Source organism: Devosia sp. FKR38, assembly GCF_005222805.1.
Classification (GTDB): domain Bacteria; phylum Pseudomonadota; class Alphaproteobacteria; order Rhizobiales; family Devosiaceae; genus Devosia.
Genome location: NZ_STGC01000005.1, coordinates 866,317 through 886,127, shown reverse-complemented (window position 1 = coordinate 886,127; position 19,811 = coordinate 866,317). Strand labels below are relative to the sequence as shown.

The window sequence follows — 19,811 nt, the reverse complement described above, 5'->3', positions numbered from 1 at the left end:
CATGAATGCACGCGTGACCCCACCGACCCAGGCCCAGGCCGCTCCGGAAACCAAGCTGCGCCCGGTGCCGGCCACGCCCGCCGTCGAGGCGCCCGCGGCGGCTGCCCCAGCCCCCGAAGCCGCGGCCAAGCGCCGTGGCGGCGGCCGCTTTGTGCTGATGGCCGGCGTGCCCCTGCTGCTGCTGGCCGGCGGCGGCTGGTTCTGGCTCACCGGTGGCCGCTATGAAGAGACCGACAATGCCTATGTGCAGCAGGCCAAGCTGTCGCTGAGCGCCGATGTCTCGGGTCGCGTCTCCGAGGTGCGGGTCACCGACAATCAGGTGGTCGAGGCGGGCGATGTGCTCTTCATCATCGATCCCAGCCCGTTCAAGATCGCCCTCAGCCAGGCCGAGGCGGCTCTGGCCTCGGCCCGCGTCAATGTCGAGCAGCTCAAGGTCAGCGTCGGCACTGCCAAGGCTCAGATGCAGGCCGCCCAGGCGACGCTGGCCATTCGCCAGTCGACCTTCGATCGCACCAAAAGCCTGGTGAACCAAGGCGTTAACGCCAATTCTTCGCTCGATGATTCCAGGCTCGCCCTGCAGCAGGCCCAGACCGCGGTCGATCTGGCCAACCAGCAGCTCGCCGCTGCCACGGCGGCCCTGGCCGGCGACGCCAGCATTGCCACCGACGATCATCCCATGGTGCTGGCGGCGCTCGCCGCCGTCGAACAGGCGCAGCGCAATCTGAGCAAGACCACCGTTCTGGCCCCGGCCGACGGCATTGTCTCCAATGTGTCGAGCCTGAATGTCGGGCAGTTCATCGCGGCCGGCGCCATGATCGCGGCGCTGGTGGAAACCAGCGACACCTGGGTGCAGGCCAATTTCAAGGAAACCCAGCTGGCCGCGCTTGAAGTGGGCCAGATCGTCGATGTCCGGCTCGATGCCTATGCCGAGCCGCTGCATGGCCATGTCGAGAGCTTCAGCGCTGCCACGGGCTCCGAATTCGCCCTGATCCCGGCGCAGAATGCCACCGGCAACTGGGTCAAGGTGGTGCAGCGCGTGCCTGTGCGCATTGCCCTCGACGACACTGGCGGCGAGGTGCTGCGCACCGGCATGAGCGCCACCGTCACGGTCGATACCGGCCGCTCGACGCTGGACAAGCTGCGCGGGCTGTAAGCGGCGCGCCCGGGTTTGGTCCGGGCACACTCCCCCTCTGGAGGCCCTCATGGCCAGCACTATTCCGCCGACACTTTCGGCCCCGGCCGTCGTGGTCAAGAACAAGACGCTGCTCACCGCCGCGCTGATGCTGGCCACCATCATGCAGGTGCTCGACACCACAATCGCCAATGTGGCGCTGCCGCATATGGCCGCCTCGCTCGGCGCGGCGCAGAACGAGATCACCTGGGTCCTGACCTCCTATATCGTGGCCGCCGCCATCGCCACGCCGCTCACCGGCTGGCTGGCTGACCGGCTGGGCCAGAAGCGGCTGTTCCTGATTGCCGTCATCGGCTTCACCGTGGCCTCGGCCCTGTGCGGCATTGCCACGAGCCTGCCCGAAATGGTGCTGTTCCGCGTGCTGCAGGGCCTGTTCGGCGCCGTCATCGCGCCGCTGGCGCAGACCGTGCTGCTCAACATCAATCCCAAGGAGAAGATCGGCCAGGCCATGGCCATCTATGGCATGGGCATCATGGTGGCCCCCATCATCGGGCCGACCCTGGGCGGCTGGCTCACCGAGAGCTTTGACTGGCGCTGGGTGTTCCTGATCAACCTGCCAGTGGGCGTGGCGGCCGTGGTGATGCTGTTCACCTTCATGCCCAAGACCGAGATCAAGCTGCGCCGCTTCGACTTCTTCGGCTTTGGCATGCTGGCGCTCAGCGTCGGTGCGCTGCAATTGATGCTCGATCGCGGCGCCGACAATTTCTGGTTCGCCTCGACCGAAACCTGGATCGAGCTGGGCCTCGTCATCGCCGGTCTCTGGGTCTTCATCATCCATTGCCTGACCGATGAAAATCCCTTCATCGACATCCGCATTTTCAAAGACCTGAACTTCATGCTGGCGTCGGTGATGATGTTCGTGGTGGGCATCACGCTGTTCTCCGGCCTTGCCCTGCTGCCGCCGTTGCTGCAGTCGCTGATGGGCTATCCGGTGATCTTTTCGAGCGTCATCATGGCGCCGCGCGGCGTCGCGACCCTGGTGTCGATGATGATCGTGGGGCGCCTGAGCGGCAAGGTCGACGCCCGCATCATGATGATGTTCGGCGTGGTCTGCATGGCCTGGTCACTCTATGAAATGACCAAGTTCAGCCTGCAGATGGATTTCTGGCCCGTGGTTACCACTGGCATGCTGCAGGGCTTTGGCATGGGGTTCCTGTTCGTGCCGCTCTCGACCATGGCCTTTGCCACCATCGCCCCCCGCTTCCGCGGCGACGCCACCTCGATGTTCGCCCTGGTGCGCAACATGGGCCAGGGCGTCGGCATCTCGGTGGTCACTGCCGTGCTGTCGAGCATGATGCAGGTCAACCATGCCGAGCTGGCCGCCCGCATCACCGCCACCTCGCAGAATGTGATGAACCAGATGCCGGGCCTGTTGGTGGGCAACCCGCAGATCACCGCCATCGTCAATGGCATGGTCACCCAGCAGGCGGCCATGCTGAGCTATCTCGACGATTTCTGGCTGATGCTATTACTCAGCCTCGCCGTCGTGCCGCTGATCCTGCTGATGCGCGGCCCCAAGAAGGCTGCCCGGCCGCAGACCGAAGAAGAAAAAGCCCTCGAACGCGCCCACGCCATGGCGGACTAGTCCTGGCACTGGCCTAAGCTGGATTGAGCGCCGCGCGCACCGCGGCCAAATCGGCGACGGCGCCGAACAGGCCATTGCCAAAAATGGTGATGCGCAATTGCGCTGCGTGGCGGGCAGGCGTGGTGCCGGCGCAGGCATCGGAAATGGCCAGGCACTCAAAGCCCATGTCATTGGCCGTGCGCTGGGTGGCATGCACCAGCCCATCGGTCGGCAGGCCGGCAATCAGCAGGTTGCGGATGCCGGCAGACCGCAGACTGGCTTCGAGCCCGGTCCGGTAGAAGGCATTGTCGCCGGCATGGGTGATGATCTCGGCATCTTCGGGCAGCGCGATATCGCGGGCCCATTGCCAGGCCGCCGGCGCCGCATCGCTGTCCGGCCCCGCCTCCCGTCGCGCTGCATAGATGGCGATGTCCTGCTCATGGGCCAGCAACAGCAGGTCGCGCGCTGCCAACACGGCCTCGCGGGCCTGCAGTGCATCGACGGCGCATTGTTGCAGCCCAAGCAGCAAAAGCGCCGTGTCCCCGCTGGACCATTGCCCGTCAAACGGCCAGCTATAGGGGTCTGCCGCGACGCTTTTGTGGGCCAAAGCCGGGCCGGAACGCGGCATCACCCGCCCCTCCCAGCGCCAGCGATCACCTGCCGGAAGGCGAACCTGTCAGATATCTTTCCCCAACGTCCCCCAAAGGCGCTGAGGATGTCGAGCGTCGCCAGATGGTTCTGCGTCTCCACCGCCGCCGTGCAATCGGCCAGCAGGACGCATTCGAATCCGCGCTCGAAGCCATCGCGGATGGTGGATTGCACGCAGCAGTCCGAGGTCACCCCAGTCACCACTAGGCACGTGATACCCAGCGCCCGCAACTGGTCCTCGAGGTCAGTACGATAGAAGGAGGATTTGCCGGGCTTGTCGATGATGATCTCCCCCGGCCGTGGCGCCAGTTCGGGGATGATCTGCCAGCCCGGCTCGCCCTGCACCAGGATGCGGCCGCTGGCACCGCGGTCGCCAATGCCCAGCCCATGCGCCCGTGTGCGCCATTGCTTGTTGGCCGGCAGGTCGGAGAGATCGGGCTTGTGGCCCTCGCGGGTATGCACCACCACCATGCCCGCCGCCCTTGCATCGGCCAGTGCCTCGGCGATCGGGCCGATCACCGCCCGGGTATTGGATACATCCTCACCCAATTGGTCGACCCAGCCGCCGGGCGCGCAGAAATCGACTTGCATATCGATGATGACCAGCGCCGAGCGGCGCACATCAAACGGCTGGATCGAGGGCCAGAACGGCGCTGAAAGCCCCATCGCTACAAGGCCATGCCGGTATCGGCGTCGAAGAGGTGAATGGCGGCGGGATCAACGGCAAAGCTCAGGACATCACCCGGCGCGATGGCCAGCACGCCGTCGATCATCGCCCGCATGCGGGGGCGGATGGCCTTGAGATCATCCTCCTCCTCGGCGACGCTGGCCTGCACCAGATTGGCCGCATCGACATCGAGCTGTACCAATAGCGTCGCGCCCAGATCCTCGACAAAGGCCGTGCGCGCCGCGATGATGCCCATGCCCTCCGTGGCTTCGGTCAGCTTCAGCGCCTCGGGGCGAATGCCGACGATCACCTTGCGGTCGTGATAGGTCGCCGCCCGCGCGGCAAAGGCGCCCAGCGGCAGGGTGAAACTGCCCAGCTTGACCACTGGCGCGCCATCCACCTGCCCCACCATCCCTTCAAAGAAATTGATCGGCGGCGAGCCGATGAAGCTGGCGACGAAGAGGTTGACCGGGTGGTCATAGAGATTGCGCGGCGTATCGAGCTGCTGCAACGCGCCCTTGTTCATCACCGCCACGCGGTGGCCCATGGTCATGGCCTCGACCTGGTCATGCGTCACATAGACGGTGGTCACGGCGCTCATGCGCTGCAGCTTGGCGATTTCGGCGCGCATCTGTCCGCGCAGCCGCGCGTCGAGATTGGACAGCGGCTCATCCATCAAAAAGGCATTGGGCGAGCGCACCAGGGCCCGGCCCATGGCGACGCGCTGGCGCTGGCCGCCCGACAGCTTGGCCGGCTTGCGCTCGAGATAGTCGGTGAGCTCGAGCAGTTCGGCGGTCTTTTTCACCTTGGCGGTAATCTCGTCGCGCGACATGCCGCGGACCTTGAGGCCAAAGCCGATATTGTCGGCGACGCTGAGGTGCGGATAGAGCGCATAGCTCTGGAACACCATGGCGATGTTACGGTCGCGCGGCGCCAGATCATTGGCGCGCTCGCCATTGATCAGCAGTTCGCCGCCCGAAATATCCTCCAGCCCCGCGATCATGCGCAGCGCCGTGGTCTTGCCGCAGCCGGAGGGACCGACCAGCACCATGAACTCGCCATCAGCGATATCGAGGTTCAGGTCGCGCACGGCGGTGTGGCCGCCCTCGTAGCTCTTGAACACATTGCGGAACGAGATTTGCGCCATTGCGATGGGCTCCTACTGCACGCCGTTGGTGGCGCCCTGAACGAAATAACGGTTCAGGAACAACGCCATCAGGACGATGGGAATGGTGGAGAAATGCGCCAGGGCGCCGAGCGAGCCCCAGGTGATGTCCTTGGTGCCATAGGCGGTCAGCAGGGCCACCGACAGCGGCTTGGAATCCAGCGTGGTCAGGAACATGGGGTATAAAAAGTCGTTCCAGGAGAACATCACGCAGAACAGCACGCAGGCGATGATGCCCGAGCGCGCCGCCGGCACGGCCACCTTGAAGAAGGCGCCCAATTGCGTGCAGCCATCGGTCAGCGCCGCCTCTTCCATGTCGCGCGGCAAGGCGCGGAAATAGGAGAACATCATCCAGGTGACAAAGGCGCAGTTGAGCATGGTGTTGATGATGACCACCGCCCACCAGCTGCCCAAGAGACCAATGTCGCGCATCATCAGGTAGAACGGGATCAGCGAGGCGATCGCCGGCACCATGCGGATGGCGAGGAAGAAATAGGCAAAGCCGGTGGCATAGCGCGACCGCGACCGGGCCAGCGCATAGCCACAGGGCACGCCCAGCAGCAGCGACAGCACGGTCGTGCCCGCGCTGATCGCCACCGACGAGCGCAGCAGCGACACAACGTCGAAATAGCCAAAGATATTGCGGAACTGGTCGAGCGTCGGCTGGAAGTCGAGCCGCGGCGGGATCGAGAAGATCTGGTTGGACGGCTTATAGGCCGTGGTGATCAACCAGACCACCGGCAGCAGCATCACGATAGTGATGAGCAGCACTGCCGTGCGCTCGGCAAAGACCTGACGTCCGGAAACCTGAGCCATGGCGCTACTTTCCGTTGATGCGCACATCGGCGCGGCGCACCACCAGCAGCAGCACGGCGGCCATGCAGGCGATGAAGAGAATGGTGATGTTGCCGATGGCCGAGGCATAGCCGATGTTGAAGAACTGCAGCCCCTCCTTCACCGCCAGCACCATCAGGGTGTTGGTGGCGTCATTGGGCCCGCCGCCGGTGGTCACGAACACCGAGTCGAACACGCGGAAGGCGTCCATGGTGCGCAGCACCAGCGCCAGAAAGATCGATGGCAGCATCAGCGGCAGCACAATCAGGGTGAAGCGCTGCCAGGCGGTGGCGCCATCAGCGCGGCCGGCTTCGAGCACATCGGCCGGCAGGGATTTGAGCCCGGCGAGCAGGATCAGCGCCATCAGTGGCGTCCATTCCCAGCAGTCGATCAGGATCAGCACCCAGAGCGCGGTGCCAGAATCGGTGAGCAGGCCGGTGCGCGGGCCAATGCCGGCATTGGCCAAATAGTAGCCGATCAGCCCATAGTCTGCGCCCAGCAGGGCCTTGTAGATCAGGCCCACCACCAGCGGGGTAATCGTGGCCGGGATCAGCAGGAACGCCAGCGCGATGCGGTTGAAGCGGCTGTCGCGCCACAGCAGCATCGCCAGGCAAAAGCCGAAAAACAGCTGCAGGCTCACGCTGGTGAGGGTGAACTGGAAAGTATTGAGGATCGCCTGCCGCGCGCCGCGGTCTTCGAAAATGGCGATGTAATTATCCAACCCAATGAATTTGGTGCGGGCTGGGCGGATCAGGTTGTAGCGAAAAAAACTGTACCAGAAGCCCTGCGCCAGCGGCCAGACGCCGACAATAAGCACATAGAGCACGGCGGGCGCGGCCATGAAAAACAGGAAGAAACGGCGGCTGTCGGTAAAGCTGCGGGGCCGCGAGAGCCAGCCAAGGCGCGGTGTCTGCGTGCGCGGCTGCACACCGGTTGATGAGGTCTGGCTCATTGTGGTCAAATTCCTGGCCCATCGGGCCGCTCGTCCAGTCGGGAAGCCCCTCGCCTTTCTGGCGAGGGGCCGCGATCGTGGTTTGGCCTAGAACAGCTCTTCGGCCTTGGCCTGCGCTTCGTCGAGTGCGGCCTGCGGTTCGACAGCGCCGGACAGCACGGCATTGACTGCCGAGCCCAGGATGTCCTGGATTTCCGGATATTCCGGGATACGCGGACGGTAGTCGCCATTGCCGTTTTCATAGGTGGTGGCGATCACGGGCAGGAAGTCGAACTTGGCCAGCAGGTCCGGATCGGTCATCTGGCTGATGCGCATGAACGAGCCAGCGCCATCCAGGTTGAACTCCTTGTGGATGGGCTTGGACACCAGCCACTTGATGAAGGTCCAGGCGGCTTCCTGCTGCTTGGCGTCAACGTCGGCATTGATGGCCATGCCCCAGCCGCCCACGCCATATTCCGGCGCCACGCCTTCGCCGACCGGCGCAGTGGCAATGCCCACCTTGCCCACGACATTGGAAATGGCCGGATCGGAATAGCCCGGCGCGCCGACCGACCAGGTCTGCATCATCGCGGCAATGCCCTGGCGGAAGCTCTCTTCACGCCCGCCCCAGTCATATTCGATGGCACCCGGAGGGGCGGTGTCGGCGAACAGTTCCTTATAGACGGCCAGGCTCTTGACGTTTTCCGGCGAGTTGAGCGCCGGCATGCCATCGGCACCCAGGATCGAGCCGCCCATCTGGCTGTTGTACTGCATCCAGTCCTGCGCCACGGCGGCGCCCATCTGGCCATTGGCGACAAAGCCATACTGGTTCTTGGCCGGGTCGGTCAGCGTCTTGGCGTCGGCGACCATTTCTTCCATGGTCTTGGGGACATCAAGGCCTGCGGCTTCGAACAGATCCTTGCGATAGGCCAGCACGTTGGCATAGGCGGCAAAGGGGAAGGCGACATATTTGCCGTCATACTGGCCCAGCGATTCCAGGATCACCGGATAGATGTCGTCCAGTTCGAGTTCGGCCGCGTCACGCTTGACCCAGTCGGTCAGGTCCACCGAATACTGGTTTTCGGCATAGGCGCCGGCCCAGACGATATCCATGGTCACCAGATCATAGCCCTTGGTGTCGCCCACGAAATCGGCGGTGGTCTTGGTCAGCAGGGTGCCGTAGTCCATGATCTCGACCTTGAGATCGGCACCCGTGGCTTCCTTGAACTCGGGAGCCAGCTTGGCCAGCACGGCGCCGAACTGGTCGTTCTGCGAGGCCAGCGTCAGCGTTACGCCCGCCAGGGGCTTGTCCTGCCCATAGGCCGTGGTGGCCAACAGCGCCAGCAGGCTGGCGCCCAGAACACTTGTCGTCTTTGACAGTCGGAAATTGGCAATCTTCGTCATCTGCACCCTGCCCTTCGGGATTGTTGCACAACCGAGGGCAAAGCTATCTGAGCGATTGGCGCTGTCAAACATAATTTCACATTTCTTGCAGTAAATCTAACTCATATGAACATAACAGATCAAAATCTTCGCAGGCTGCATAAATAAGCAGCAAATCTGGTTCTGAACCGCTAGGCGGAACGCCTGACTCCTTTGATCGCCGGAAGCTATTGCAATGCGGTGATTTTGCCCGAGCCGACTCCTCCAAAAGCGACCAAATATCAGGCAGATAGCATGAAAGTCGCTCGAAGGCCCATCAGCCTCCCGAGCGCGTAATCCGGCCGAATCCGCAAAAATAACAAAATCACACACTTTACAACGAACAGGCGCCCGTTATGGTTCCTCTACACAGAGTTGGAACCCCGTTCATGGCCGAAACCGCCGCTGGACTATGGATCAAAGCGCCGCTGGCCATGCTCGCCGACGGCGCCGGCAATGGGCTGGTGGTGCGCGATGGCCGCATCGTTGAACTGGTCCCCACCGGGGCCGTTCCCACCCTGCCCTATGCGCAGAGTTTTGACGCCAGCCGCCATGTGGTCATCCCGGGCCTGGTCAATACCCATCACCATATGTTCCAGACGCTGACGCGCGCCCATCCGGCGGCGATCAACAAGTCGCTCTGGCCCTGGATCAAGGCGCTCTACCCCATCTGGGCGCGCGGCATGCGGCCAGATGCCTTCCGCACCGCCTCGCAACTGGCCATGACCGAATTGATGCTGTCCGGCTGCACCTGCGCCTCGGACCATCAATATCTGTTCACGCCGGGCCTCGAAGACGCCATGGACATCCAGGCCGAGGAAGCCGGGCGGCTGGGCCTGCGCATGACGCTGACCCGCGGCGCGATCGACCTGATGGCCGGCGATGGCGAACAGGCCGTGGCCCCGCGCGCGGTGATCCAGAAGACCGACGCTATTCTGGCCGACTGCGAACGCATCCTCGGCCGCTATCACGACCGTTCCGACGGCGCCATGCTGCAGGTGGCGCTGGCCCCCAATGCGCCCTTCGATGTCAGCTTCGAGCTGATGGTGGAGACGGCGCGACTCTCGGCCCAGACCGGCTGTGGCCTCCATACCCATCTGGTGGAAACCCGCGCCGAGGCCGATTTCGTGCGCAGCGAGCATGGCTGCGACGCGGTGGACTTCCTCGATCAATGCGGCTGGCTCAATGAGCGGGTCTGGCTGGCCCATGGCATTCATTTCGATGATTCCGAGGTCGCGCGCCTCGGGAAGCATGGCGTGGGCATCTGCCATTGCCCGACCTCGAACATGGTCTTGGCCTCCGGCACCTGCCGCACCAAGGATCTGGAGGCCGCCGGCTGCAAGATCGGGCTGGGCGTCGATGGCTCGGCCTCCAATGACAATTCCAACCTCATGGAAAGCCTGCGCCACGCACTGATGCTGGGCCGGCTGACCTATGGCGCTGAAGCCATCACCCATCTGGACGTACTCAACTGGGCCACCGAAGGCTCGGCGGCGTGCCTGGGGCGCAGCGATATTGGCCGCATTGCCGTGGGCAAGCAGGCGGACCTGGCCTTTTTCACCCTCGATGAGCTGCGCTTTTCCGGCGCCGGCGATGCGCTGGCGGCCCTCGTGCTGTGCGGCGCCCACCATGCCGATCGCGTCATGGTGCAGGGCCGCTGGACCGTCGAGGACGGCCAGCCCGTCGGAATCGATCTCGCCCGGCTGCGCCATGAGCATGGCGCCGCCGCCAAAGCCTTTGCCGAAAGCCTTTAGACCATGCCCCATCCTGCGACCGCCCTGTCTCAAACTCCGCCGGCCCTAGCCGCTCTCGAAGCGCAGGTGCGCCGCGATCTCGCCAGCATCGAGGTGCCGCTGCGCCCCTGGGTGCCCGAGCGCCGCATGGCCAGTGGCGAGATCCTGACCGATGTGGTCATCGTCGGGGCCGGGCTGTCGGGCCTCGCCATTGCCTTTGGCCTGATGCGCCAGGGCGTCACCCGCCTGCGCGTGCTCGATGCAGCGCCGGTGGGGCGCGAGGGGCCCTGGGTCACCTCGGCCCGCATGCGCACGCTGCGCTCACCCAAAACGCTGAGCGGGCCCGACCTGGGCGTGCCATCGCTGACCTATCGCGCCTGGCACGAGGCCATGTTCGGCGCCGCCGATTGGGACAATCTGGACAAGATCGATCGCTGCACCTGGATGGATTACCTGGTCTGGTTCCGAGATGTGGTCGGCATCACCGTCAGCAATGACACCCGCCTCTGTTCCATCACCCCAGCCGATGACCATATCGCCCTGACGCTGGAAACGCCCGACGGCCTTGCAGTCCTGGGCTGTCGCAAGGTGGTGCTGGCCACCGGCATCGAAGGGGCCGGCGGGTTGCATGTGCCGCCGCTGATTGCCAAGAGCCTGCCGCGCGAGCGTTGGACGCATAGTGGCGAGCTGCTCGACCTCGATCGCCTCACGGGCAAATCCGTCGGCGTCATCGGCGCCGCCGCCTCGAGCTTTGACTGGGCCGTGGCCGCGCTCGACGCCGGCGCCGCCCAAGTCACCATGCTGGCGCGCAGTGCCGCCCTGCCGCAGACCGAGATCCTGGACTGGTCCAACTTCCCCGGTTTCCTCAACCACTTCGCCGATCTTGATGATGCGTTGCGTTACCAGTTCGCGCGCCGCATGTTCGCCTTCAAGACGCCGCCGACCATGGAAATGTACACTCGCGCCACCGCCAGCCCGGCCTTCCGCTTCGTGGGCGGCGCGGCGCTCGAATCGGCGGCGATGGATGGCGACAGCATTGCCCTCACGGCCGGCGGCCAAAGCTACCGCTTCGATCATCTGCTGCTGGGCACAGGCTATGCCGTGGACATCAGCCAGCGCCGCGAACTGACCGGCCTGATCGACTCGATCGCCCTATGGTCAGACCGCTTCACCCCGCCGGCCGACAGCATTGACCGCGACCTCTTGGCCTATCCCTATCTGGGCCCGGCCTTTGAGTTCACCGAGAAAGCGCCGGGAACTGCGCCATTTCTCCGTGACATCCACATCTTCAACAATGGCGCCGTGCCCAGTCTCGGGCCGGTGTGCAATGGCATCACCGGGCTGAAATCGGGCGTGCCCAAGCTGGTCAGCGGCGTCACGCGCGGCCTGTTCCTCGCCGATGCGGCGCTGCACTATCGGTCACTCGATGGTTACGCCAAGGTCCATTTCGATCCCGCCGCCGCAGGCCTTGCCTGAGCGGCCCAACCGGACGGTTTCATGCCCCAACCAGACATCGTGATCGGCCTTGATATCGGCACGACCTCGACCATCGCCACCGCCGTGCGAATGCCCGACCAGATCCTGGCCGTGGCCAGCCGGCCGGTGACCCTGTCCTCGCCGCAGGCGAGCTGGGCCGAGGAGGATCCCCACCAATGGTGGGACAATGCGGTGGCCGTGCTGCGCGAGATCCTGAGTGCCATCGATCCGGCCTCCGTCGCCGGCCTCTGCACCACCGGCATGCTGCCCGCCGTGGTGCTGCTTGATGACGCTGGCACTCTGCTGCGCCCCTCGATCCAGCAGAGCGATGGCCGCTGCGGCGCCGAGGTCGACGCCATGCGCGCCGAGCTCGACGAGGCCGCCTTCCTCAAGCGCACCGGCAATGGCATCAACCAGCAGCTCGTCGCCGCTAAGATGCGCTGGATCGCGGGCCACGAGCCCGAGGTCTTTGCCCGCATCGGCACGGTGTTCGGCTCCTATGACTATATCAACTGGCGCCTCACCGGCGTGCGCGCCGTCGAGCAGAACTGGGCGCTGGAGGCGGGTTTCACCGATCTGGCCAGCGGCGCCATCGCCGATGATCTGGTGGCCCTCGCCGGCATTGCGCGCAGCGCCGTGCCGCCGCGCAGCGTCTCGCATGTGCAGATGGGCACCATCACTGCTGAAGCCGCCGCGCTGACTGGCCTGCCCGAGGGCCTGCCGATCTTTGGCGGCGCGGCCGATCATATCGTCTCGGCTCTCGGCGCCGGCATCACCGCGCCGGGCGATATCCTGCTCAAGTTCGGCGGTGCCGGCGACATTGTCGTGGCCACCGACAAGCCAGTCCCCGATGCCCGGCTCTATCTCGATTATCATATGGTGCCAGGGCTTTACGCGCCCAATGGCTGCATGGCCTCGTCGGGTTCCGCGCTCAACTGGCTGGGCGAACTCATCGCGCCCACGGCCGACGGCAACAAGCCGCATCAGGCGCTCGATGCGCTGGCGGCAAGCATTCCGCCCGGCTCGGATGGCCTCATCTGCCTGCCCTATTTCCTGGGCGAAAAGACGCCCATCCACGATCCCCTGGCGCGCGGCAGCTTTGTCGGGCTCAGTCTGGGCCATGGGCGCGGCCATCTCTGGCGCGCGCTGCTCGAGGCCGTGGCCTATGGCTTCCGCCACCACATGGATGTGCTGGTCGAAATCGGCCACAGCCCGCGCCGCTATGTCGCTTCCGATGGCGGCAGCAAGAGCCGGGTGTGGATGCAGATCACCGCCGATGTGCTGGGCGCGCCGGTCACCCTGCTGGACAATGCGCATGGCTCCTCGGTCGGCGCGGCCTTCGTCGCCGCCATCGGCACCGGCCTTGCCACAGACTGGAGCGCCGTAACGGCCCTGTCGCAGCTCGGCGAGACGCTGCAGCCCGATATGGCGGCCCACGCCATCTACAATCGCGGCTACCAGCGCTATCGCGACCTTTACGAGCATCTGGCGCCCTATTTCCACGCCGTCTGAGGCCAGCCCGGAGCGCAAGCCCCGGGCCGCTATGTCAGGCGATGAGCCCCACTCGGCGCGCCGCGACGACCTTGTAGAGCCGGTCCCCGGTCAGCTTGAATTCCTCGAAGGCCGAGAAGGTCAGCGAATGGTCATGCTCGTCATCGGAGGCCACCGCCGCAGCGGCGATTTCGGCATCCGATGGCAAGGGCAGATTGCGCCAGGCCTCGAGCGTCGCCGCATCAGGCAGGTCCGGCATGCCGATGCGCACATAGAGCGCCATCACCACTTCCCACCAATGCGCCACCAGCGCCTGTGGCTGGTCGAGGTGCGGCGCCACCAGCCGCAGCCAATGGCTGCCGGTCACCGCATGCAGCGCCTCAAAGGTCATGGTGGCGGCATAGACCGCCAGCGACGCCGCGCGCACCTGATCGAGCAGATCATCCGCCGGCTGCAGCCGCCCGACGAGGCCCCGGAACGCCGGGACACTGCCCATGTGCTCGATCCATTTCCACAGCAGCGTTGATTCCACCGTGATGCCGCGGAAACTGGGCTCGGCCGGCATGGCCAGCACCAGCTCGGCGGCGCTATTGGTCGGTGCGCCGACGCGGTCGGGGCGCGGAAAGGCCAGATAGGTGGCCGCCCAATAGCCCAATGAAATGCCGATTTCGGTGTCGTCACGCCGCAACACTGCATAGGCCAATCGCATCAGCCCATGGGTCGCCGAAGCGGCCACACCAGGGAAGAGTTCGGGCAGATAGCGCCGGATCGCCTCAACGCCGCCGATGCGCCAGACCACGTCGGCGAAGAAATCGCGCAGATCGGTTTCCCGCTCGCGATGGCCGATGGCCGTGCGCCAATTGGCTTCGGTCAGCGGCGCCACCGGCGGCGGCGGGAACGGCACGGCATGGGCGGTGTTGTAATGCACGGCATATTCATCCAGCCGCTCGGGGCTGGCGCCCAGCCGCCCCATGGCTTCGAGCACCATGGGCAGGTGGTTGGCCAGCAGCACGGGGAATTCCCCGCTGCGCTGGCCGATCTCGGCAATCAGCGGCCGCAGCCGCGCGGCAGCGCGCGGGTGGCGGCCGATTTCGGTACCAGTATAGTCCATGTCCAATCCCTCCGGTCAGCTCTGGGCGGCTCAGTCCATGCGCACGCCGCCGGTGACATTGATGCCCTGCCCGGTCATGAAGCGGGCGGCGTCGGAAGCGAGGAATTTCACCACCACGGCGACGTCCTCGGGCTCCTCGATGCGGCCCATGGGGGTCAGCGTCACATATTCCTGGCGCACGGCCTCGGGCGTCATGCCGCGCAGCTCGCCTTCCCAGATGATTTCGCGCTCCTGCATGCCAGTGCGCACAAAGCCGGGGCAGACGGCATTGACGCGGATGCCGCTGGGCGCCAGTTCGCGCGCCAGGCCTTGCGTCCAGCCGAGCACGGCGAACTTGCTGGCCGAGTAATGCGCCAGCAGCGGCGCGCCGACCTTGCCGGCCAGCGAGGCGGTGTTGACGATGATGCCCTTGCGGCCCGTGGCCTGGAAATGCCGCACCACGATCTGGTTGCACAGGAACACGCCCCTGGCGTTGACGTCCATGTTGAAGTCCCAGTCCTGGTCGGTCAGATCGACCGAGCGCTGCATGGTCGAGACCCCGGCATTGGCGCACAGAATGTCGATGCCGCCCTGAGCCGCAATCACGCCGTCCATGGCCGACTGCACCGCCGAACGCTCGCGCACATCGATGGCGCCGGAGAAGGCATTGGCGCCCAATTCGCTCGCCAGCGCCGCCGCGCGGGCGGGGTCGAGATCGAGAATTGTCACCCGCGCGCCGGCGGCGTGAAACTCCCGCACAATGGCCGCGCCAATGCCGGACGCGCCGCCCGTCACCACCACTGATTTGCCCGAAAACTCCGACATTCCGCCTCCAAAAGCCTCTTAACAGCGGCCGCACAGCAGTGTCGGCCCATTCACTTTGCACTTTTGAACATTATATAACATAATACAACCTTTATTCGTGTGAACTCCTGTGTTAGGCAGGGTGTCAACGATCCATCAAAGCGGCAGGCAACAGGCCGGGTGTGCAAAAATGACCAATAACGAAGACGACGCGAAATCAGCACAGGCGGAGGGCAGCAACGGCAACACGAAACTGCCGGCGGCGCTGCGCCATGCGCGCATCATGTCGGCGTTTGAAAAGGATGGCTTTGTCTCGATCACCAGCCTGGCGGAGGAGCTGGGCGTTTCGGGGATGACGGTGCGGCGCGATCTGGACCTGTTGGGCAAGCGCGGCCTGCTCGAGCGCACGCATGGCGGTGCCGTGGCCGCCGGCCAGATGGTCTATGACGAGGACGAGCCGGCGTTCGAGCAGCGCATGCGGCGCAATGCGGCCGAGAAGTCCACCATCGCCCAGGCGGCCGCAAAGCTGGTGGCGCCCGGCGAGTCGGTTGGCCTTGATGTCGGCACATCCATTCTGGCGCTGGCCACGGAGTTGGCGCCGCGCAAGGATCTGCGGGTCTTCACCAATAATCTGCGCGTCGGCATGCAAATGGCCGAGGGCAATAGCTCGGTCTATATCCTGGGCGGCCAGGTGCGCGTGCCCGAGTTCTCCGTCATCGGCCCCCAGGCCATCGAAGGGCTCAAGAGCCATTTCCTTGACCGGGTGTTCCTGGGCGTCTCGGGCATTGATGCCAATGGGCTCTATGACTATTCGCCCGAGGACACCGAGGTGAAGCGCGCCTTTGTCGAGAGCGGCGGCTGCGTCGTGGTGCTCTGCGACTCCTCCAAATTCGGGCGCCGCGCCCTTTCCCGCATCGTGTCGCTGGACCGGATCAATATCCTGATCACCGACGCAGAGCCCCCCCAGGATCTCGCCCAGGCGCTGGCCGAGGCGGGCGTTCAAACCATCATTGCCGGCTGACAGTTCGTCACGCCCACCGACCGGAGTTCACAGGACCAATGGATCTGTTCAATCGCAGCCAAAAGACCGTCATCGCCATGGCTCACATCGGCGCCCTGCCCGGCGCGCCGCTTTATGATGCCGATGGCGGCATGGATCGGCTGATCGAGAATGTCATCAAGGATGTCGAAAAGCTCCAGGATGGCGGTGTGGATGCGATCATGTTCGGCAATGAGAATGATCGGCCCTATGAGCTGACGGCGTCCGTCGAAAGCGCCATCGCCATGACGGCGGTGGTCAGCGCGGTCAAGCCGCTGCTCAAGGTGCCATTTGGCGTCAATTTTCTCTGGGACCCCTATGCCACGGTGGCCATTGCCGCCACCACCGGCGCCAGCTTTGCCCGCGAGATCTTTACGGGCCTGTTCGCCTCCGACATGGGCCTGTGGGAGCCCAATGCCGCCAAGGCGCTGCGCCTGCGCCGCCAGCTCGGCCGGCCTGATCTCAAGCTGATGTTCAACATCAATGCCGAGTTCGCCGATTCCCTCGATACCCGCTCCATCGCCCTGCGCGCCAAGAGTGCGGTGTTCTCCTCGCTCGCCGATGTGCTGCTGGTCTCCGGGCCGATCACCGGCCAGCCGGCGGAAATGTCAAATCTCAAGAGCGTGCGCGACGCCATGCCCGATACCCCGCTGTTCGCCAACACCGGCGTCAATATCGACAATGTCTCCGACATCATGGCCATCGCCGATGGCTGTGTCATCGGCACGCATTTCAAGGTCGATGGCGACACCTGGAAGGCTGTCGATGGCGAACGCGTGCTGCGGTTCATGGACCGGCTGCGGGGCCTGCCCACCGCGGCCTAGCTGTCATGCCTCTGATCAGACCATGCGCGGAGCGGGACGGCGCCATGTGCCTGAAGCAGCCGCGCAGGTCTCGCCTTTGCGTGAGCCTGCGATAGGCTGACCGCACAGACTCCAAACTCAATGGGGAAACCAGCGTGACGGATCTCGATGCCATTTTCCGCAATGCCACGCTGGTCAGCGGCGAACGCGCCCATGTCGGCATTGCCGCCGGGCTGATCGCCGCCGTCATTCCGGCCACTGAGCCGGCGCCGTCGGCGGGCGAGGATATTGACCTTGATGGCGCCATGCTGGTGCCCGGCTTTGTCGAGGGGCATATCCATCTCGACACCAGCTTTTATGGCGACGCCTGGAAGCCCCACCTGCCCTGCACCAATGGTTTTGACGTACGCGAGCGCGTCGCCTTCCAGATGCAGAACATCGCCAGTGCCGCGCCCATGGACCAGCGCGCCCGCAACCAGCTCGATCTCTGCATTGCCCAGGGCAGCACCAGCATGCGCAGCCATGTGATGATCGATGCCGATGTCGGCCTTGGCCATCTCGAAACCATCCTGGCTGTCCGCGAAGAGTATGCCGAGCTCATCGATATCGAGCTGGTGGCCTTTCCGCAGAGCGGGATCCTCGCCAGTCCCGGCACGGCGCAGCTGATGGACGCGGCCATTGCACTGGGTTGCGACCTCGTTGGCGGGCTAGACCCCGCCAGTTTCGACCGCGACATCGAGGGGCATCTCGATGCGGTGTTCTCAATTGCCGAGCGGCGCGGCGTCGGCGTTGACATTCACCTGCATGACGGCGGCTCGCTGGGCCTGTTCACCATCGAACAGATCGCGGCTCGCACGCGCCGTCTCGGTCTCGGCGGGCGCGTCGCCATCAGCCATGCCTATGGACTGGGCGATATTGCGCCCGAGCAGCAGCGCCGCATCGCGACTAATCTGGCGGAAGCGGGCGTCGCCATCATGACCAATGCGCCGGGCGCAGTGAACTTCCCGCCGGTGACCATCTTGCGCCAGGCTGGCGTCACCGTGTTCAGCGGCTCGGACAATATCCGCGACAGCTGGTGGCCCTATGGCGATGGCGACATGCTGCGCCGCGCCAATATCATCGGCTATCGCTCGGGCTTCTATGAAGATTGGGAACTGGCCTCGGCCTTTGACGTGGTGACCTCGGCCGGCGCCAAGGCGCTGGGCCTTTCCGGCTATGGCATTGCCCCCGGCTGCAGGGCCGATTTCGTGACTTTCCGGGCCCAGCATGTGCCCGAGGCCGTGGTGGCCGTGCCGGGCGGCCGCTCGGTTTACAAGTCCGGGCGCCTCGTGGCGCGCGACGGCAAGCGCGTGGGAGTGAACTGATGCTCGAAACTGCCCTGGGCTTTGCTGGCGCCTTCACCGCGCCCCACCGCGCCGCGGCCCTCACCGGCCGCGATATTCTTAGGGCTGGCGGAAGCGCCGTCGAGGCCATGGTGGCCGCTGCCGCCACGATTGCGGTCGCCTATCCGCATATGAACGGGCTGGGCGGCGATGCCTTCTGGATCATCCATCGCCCCGGCCAAGACCCGGTCGCCATTTCCGGCGCCGGCCGCGCGGCCGCGCTGGCCACGCCCGAACGTTATGCCGAACGCGGCATCAGCACCATTCCTGCCCGCGGCCCGGATGCGGCGCTGGTTGTCCCCGGCGCCGTCGCCACCTGGCAAGCCGCGCTGGCTTTGGCACCCGGTCGCTTCAGCCTTGCCGACCTGCTGGCCGACGCCATTGCCCTGGCCAAGGCCGGCGTGGCGGTGACCCCGCTGCTCGCCCGCACCAGCCAGGCCAAGGCCGCTGAACTGGCTGGCGTCACCGGCTTCTCCGCCGTGCATCAGCCGGGCGGCAAGCCGCATCACGCCGGCGACCGCTTCGTGCAATCCGGCCTTGCCGCCACGCTGGAACAGCTCGTGCAAGCCGGGCTCGACGATTTCTACCGTGGCGACCTCGCCGCCACCCATGGCGCCTTTCTGGCGCAGGCCGACAGCCCGCTGCGCGCCAGCGACTTCGCCAGCTACCGCGCGGAAACCGGGGCGCCGCTTGGCGTCACCACGTCGGCCGGCACCATCTATAATATTCCCCCGCCCACCCAGGGCATTGCCACGCTGATTGCTTTGGCGACCTTTGACCGGCTGGGCATCACCGAGGCCGATGGCTTTGCCCATATTCATGGCATGGTGGAGGCCACCAAGCGCGCCTATAGCCTGCGCAACCGCCATGTGGCCGACCCCGATTTCATGAGCGTTGACCCGCAATCCTGGCTCAGCGGCGCCGCGCTCGATGCGCTGGCCGCCGGCATCCACCCCAGCCGCGCCACGCCCTGGCCGGAGCCCTCTTCGCCGGGCGACACCATCTGGATGGGTGCCGCCGACAAGGACGGCAATGTGGTCAGCTTCATCCAGAGCCTTTACTGGGAATATGGTTCGGGCCTCACCTGCCCGGCCACCGGCATCACCTTTGAAAATCGCGGCGCCGGCTTCTCGCTGCGCCCCGGCCCCAATCAGCTCGCCCCCGGCAAGCGGCCGTTCCACACGCTCAATCCCGGCATGGCCCGCCTCAAGGATGGGCGCGTGCTCGCCTTCGGCACCCAGGGTGGCGAGGGCCAGCCGCAGACCATGACGGCGCTCTATTCGCGCTATGTGCAGTTCGGCCAAGGCCTGCAGGCCGCCATCACCGCGCCGCGCTGGCTGCTGGGCACCACCTGGGCCGATACCACCACTACGCTCAAGCTCGAAAGCCGTTTCGATCCGGCCCTTGTCCAATCCCTCGCCGATGCCGGTCATGTCACCGAAACTGTGGGCGCCTTTGACCCCATGATGGGCAATGCCGGGGCCGTGGTGCATCATGGCACTGGCCTGATGGAAGCGGCCACCGATCCCCGCTCGGATGGCGATGCCATCGCCTTCTAACCCGTCCAATC

General features: G+C 65.2%; 17 protein-coding genes. 9 read left to right on the top strand and 8 right to left on the bottom strand.

Translation table 11 applies throughout. The annotated features are described in order from the left end of the window. Window position 1: 1 nt before the first annotated feature. Complete coding sequence (locus E8M79_RS09300; RefSeq protein ID WP_137151643.1) at window positions 2-1,153, top strand: HlyD family secretion protein; 1,152 nt, start codon at window positions 2-4, stop codon at window positions 1,151-1,153. A 49-nt stretch (window positions 1,154-1,202) separates the two neighbouring features. After that, complete coding sequence (locus tag E8M79_RS09295) at window positions 1,203-2,777, top strand: DHA2 family efflux MFS transporter permease subunit (protein WP_137151642.1); 1,575 nt, start codon at window positions 1,203-1,205, stop codon at window positions 2,775-2,777. A gap of 13 nt (window positions 2,778-2,790) precedes the next feature. On the opposite strand, the gene E8M79_RS09290 is transcribed toward E8M79_RS09295, so the two are convergent. From E8M79_RS09290 to E8M79_RS09265, 6 genes are all read right to left on the bottom strand, one after another. Further along, window positions 2,791-3,384 carry an isochorismatase family protein gene (locus E8M79_RS09290; protein WP_137151641.1) on the bottom strand — a complete coding sequence of 198 codons (594 nt, stop codon included), beginning with the start codon at window positions 3,382-3,384 and terminating at the stop codon, window positions 2,791-2,793. Beyond that, window positions 3,384-4,070 (bottom strand): isochorismatase family cysteine hydrolase, encoded by a 687-nt coding sequence (locus tag E8M79_RS09285; protein WP_137151640.1) that lies wholly within the window; start codon window positions 4,068-4,070, stop codon window positions 3,384-3,386. Before E8M79_RS09285 ends, E8M79_RS09290 begins: the two co-directional genes overlap by 1 nt. Before the next feature lie 2 nt (window positions 4,071-4,072). After that, window positions 4,073-5,218, bottom strand: a complete 1,146-nt coding sequence (ugpC, locus tag E8M79_RS09280) for a sn-glycerol-3-phosphate ABC transporter ATP-binding protein UgpC (RefSeq protein WP_137151639.1) — start codon at window positions 5,216-5,218, stop codon at window positions 4,073-4,075. A 12-nt stretch (window positions 5,219-5,230) separates the two neighbouring features. After that, entirely contained in the window at window positions 5,231-6,052 is an 822-nt protein-coding gene (locus E8M79_RS09275; RefSeq protein ID WP_137151638.1) for a carbohydrate ABC transporter permease, read from the bottom strand. Window positions 6,053-6,056: 4 nt separating this feature from the next. Beyond that, entirely contained in the window at window positions 6,057-6,911 is an 855-nt protein-coding gene (locus E8M79_RS09270; RefSeq protein WP_248305050.1) for a sugar ABC transporter permease, read from the bottom strand. Between the two features lie 198 nt (window positions 6,912-7,109). Beyond that, a complete protein-coding gene (locus E8M79_RS09265) occupies window positions 7,110-8,405 on the bottom strand; it encodes a sugar ABC transporter substrate-binding protein (RefSeq protein WP_137151636.1) in 1,296 nt (431 codons plus the stop codon). A gap of 407 nt (window positions 8,406-8,812) precedes the next feature. Between E8M79_RS09265 and E8M79_RS09260 the strand changes: the two genes are divergently transcribed. From E8M79_RS09260 to E8M79_RS09250, 3 genes are all read left to right on the top strand, one after another. Further along, window positions 8,813-10,177 (top strand): 8-oxoguanine deaminase, encoded by a 1,365-nt coding sequence (locus E8M79_RS09260; protein ID WP_137151635.1) that lies wholly within the window; start codon window positions 8,813-8,815, stop codon window positions 10,175-10,177. Window positions 10,178-10,243: 66 nt separating this feature from the next. After that, window positions 10,244-11,632, top strand: coding sequence for an NAD(P)/FAD-dependent oxidoreductase (locus E8M79_RS09255; RefSeq protein ID WP_248304953.1), 1,389 nt, complete (start codon window positions 10,244-10,246; stop codon window positions 11,630-11,632). A 21-nt stretch (window positions 11,633-11,653) separates the two neighbouring features. Next, window positions 11,654-13,144 carry an FGGY-family carbohydrate kinase gene (locus tag E8M79_RS09250; RefSeq protein ID WP_137151633.1) on the top strand — a complete coding sequence of 497 codons (1,491 nt, stop codon included), beginning with the start codon at window positions 11,654-11,656 and terminating at the stop codon, window positions 13,142-13,144. 34 nt (window positions 13,145-13,178) lie between these two features. Here the strand turns inward: E8M79_RS09250 and E8M79_RS09245 are convergent, their stop codons facing one another. Beyond that, window positions 13,179-14,234: a questin oxidase family protein gene (locus E8M79_RS09245; RefSeq protein WP_137151632.1), complete on the bottom strand. Its 1,056-nt coding sequence runs from the start codon at window positions 14,232-14,234 to the stop codon at window positions 13,179-13,181. Window positions 14,235-14,264: 30 nt separating this feature from the next. Continuing rightward, window positions 14,265-15,038, bottom strand: a complete 774-nt coding sequence (locus E8M79_RS09240) for an SDR family NAD(P)-dependent oxidoreductase (RefSeq protein ID WP_137151631.1) — start codon at window positions 15,036-15,038, stop codon at window positions 14,265-14,267. A gap of 169 nt (window positions 15,039-15,207) precedes the next feature. Here E8M79_RS09240 and E8M79_RS09235 point away from each other — a divergent pair, with 169 nt between their 5' ends. The 4 genes from E8M79_RS09235 (at window position 15,208) to E8M79_RS09220 (ending at window position 19,800) form a co-directional block, all read left to right on the top strand. Beyond that, window positions 15,208-16,038, top strand: coding sequence for a DeoR/GlpR family DNA-binding transcription regulator (locus E8M79_RS09235; protein WP_137151630.1), 831 nt, complete (start codon window positions 15,208-15,210; stop codon window positions 16,036-16,038). Window positions 16,039-16,076: 38 nt separating this feature from the next. Beyond that, window positions 16,077-16,880 (top strand): BtpA/SgcQ family protein, encoded by an 804-nt coding sequence (locus E8M79_RS09230; RefSeq protein WP_137151629.1) that lies wholly within the window; start codon window positions 16,077-16,079, stop codon window positions 16,878-16,880. Window positions 16,881-17,014: 134 nt separating this feature from the next. Further along, window positions 17,015-18,223, top strand: coding sequence for an amidohydrolase family protein (locus tag E8M79_RS09225; RefSeq protein WP_137151628.1), 1,209 nt, complete (start codon window positions 17,015-17,017; stop codon window positions 18,221-18,223). Then, window positions 18,223-19,800, top strand: a complete 1,578-nt coding sequence (locus tag E8M79_RS09220) for a gamma-glutamyltransferase (protein WP_137151627.1) — start codon at window positions 18,223-18,225, stop codon at window positions 19,798-19,800. Before E8M79_RS09225 ends, E8M79_RS09220 begins: the two co-directional genes overlap by 1 nt. The last annotated feature ends 11 nt before the right edge of the window (window positions 19,801-19,811 follow it).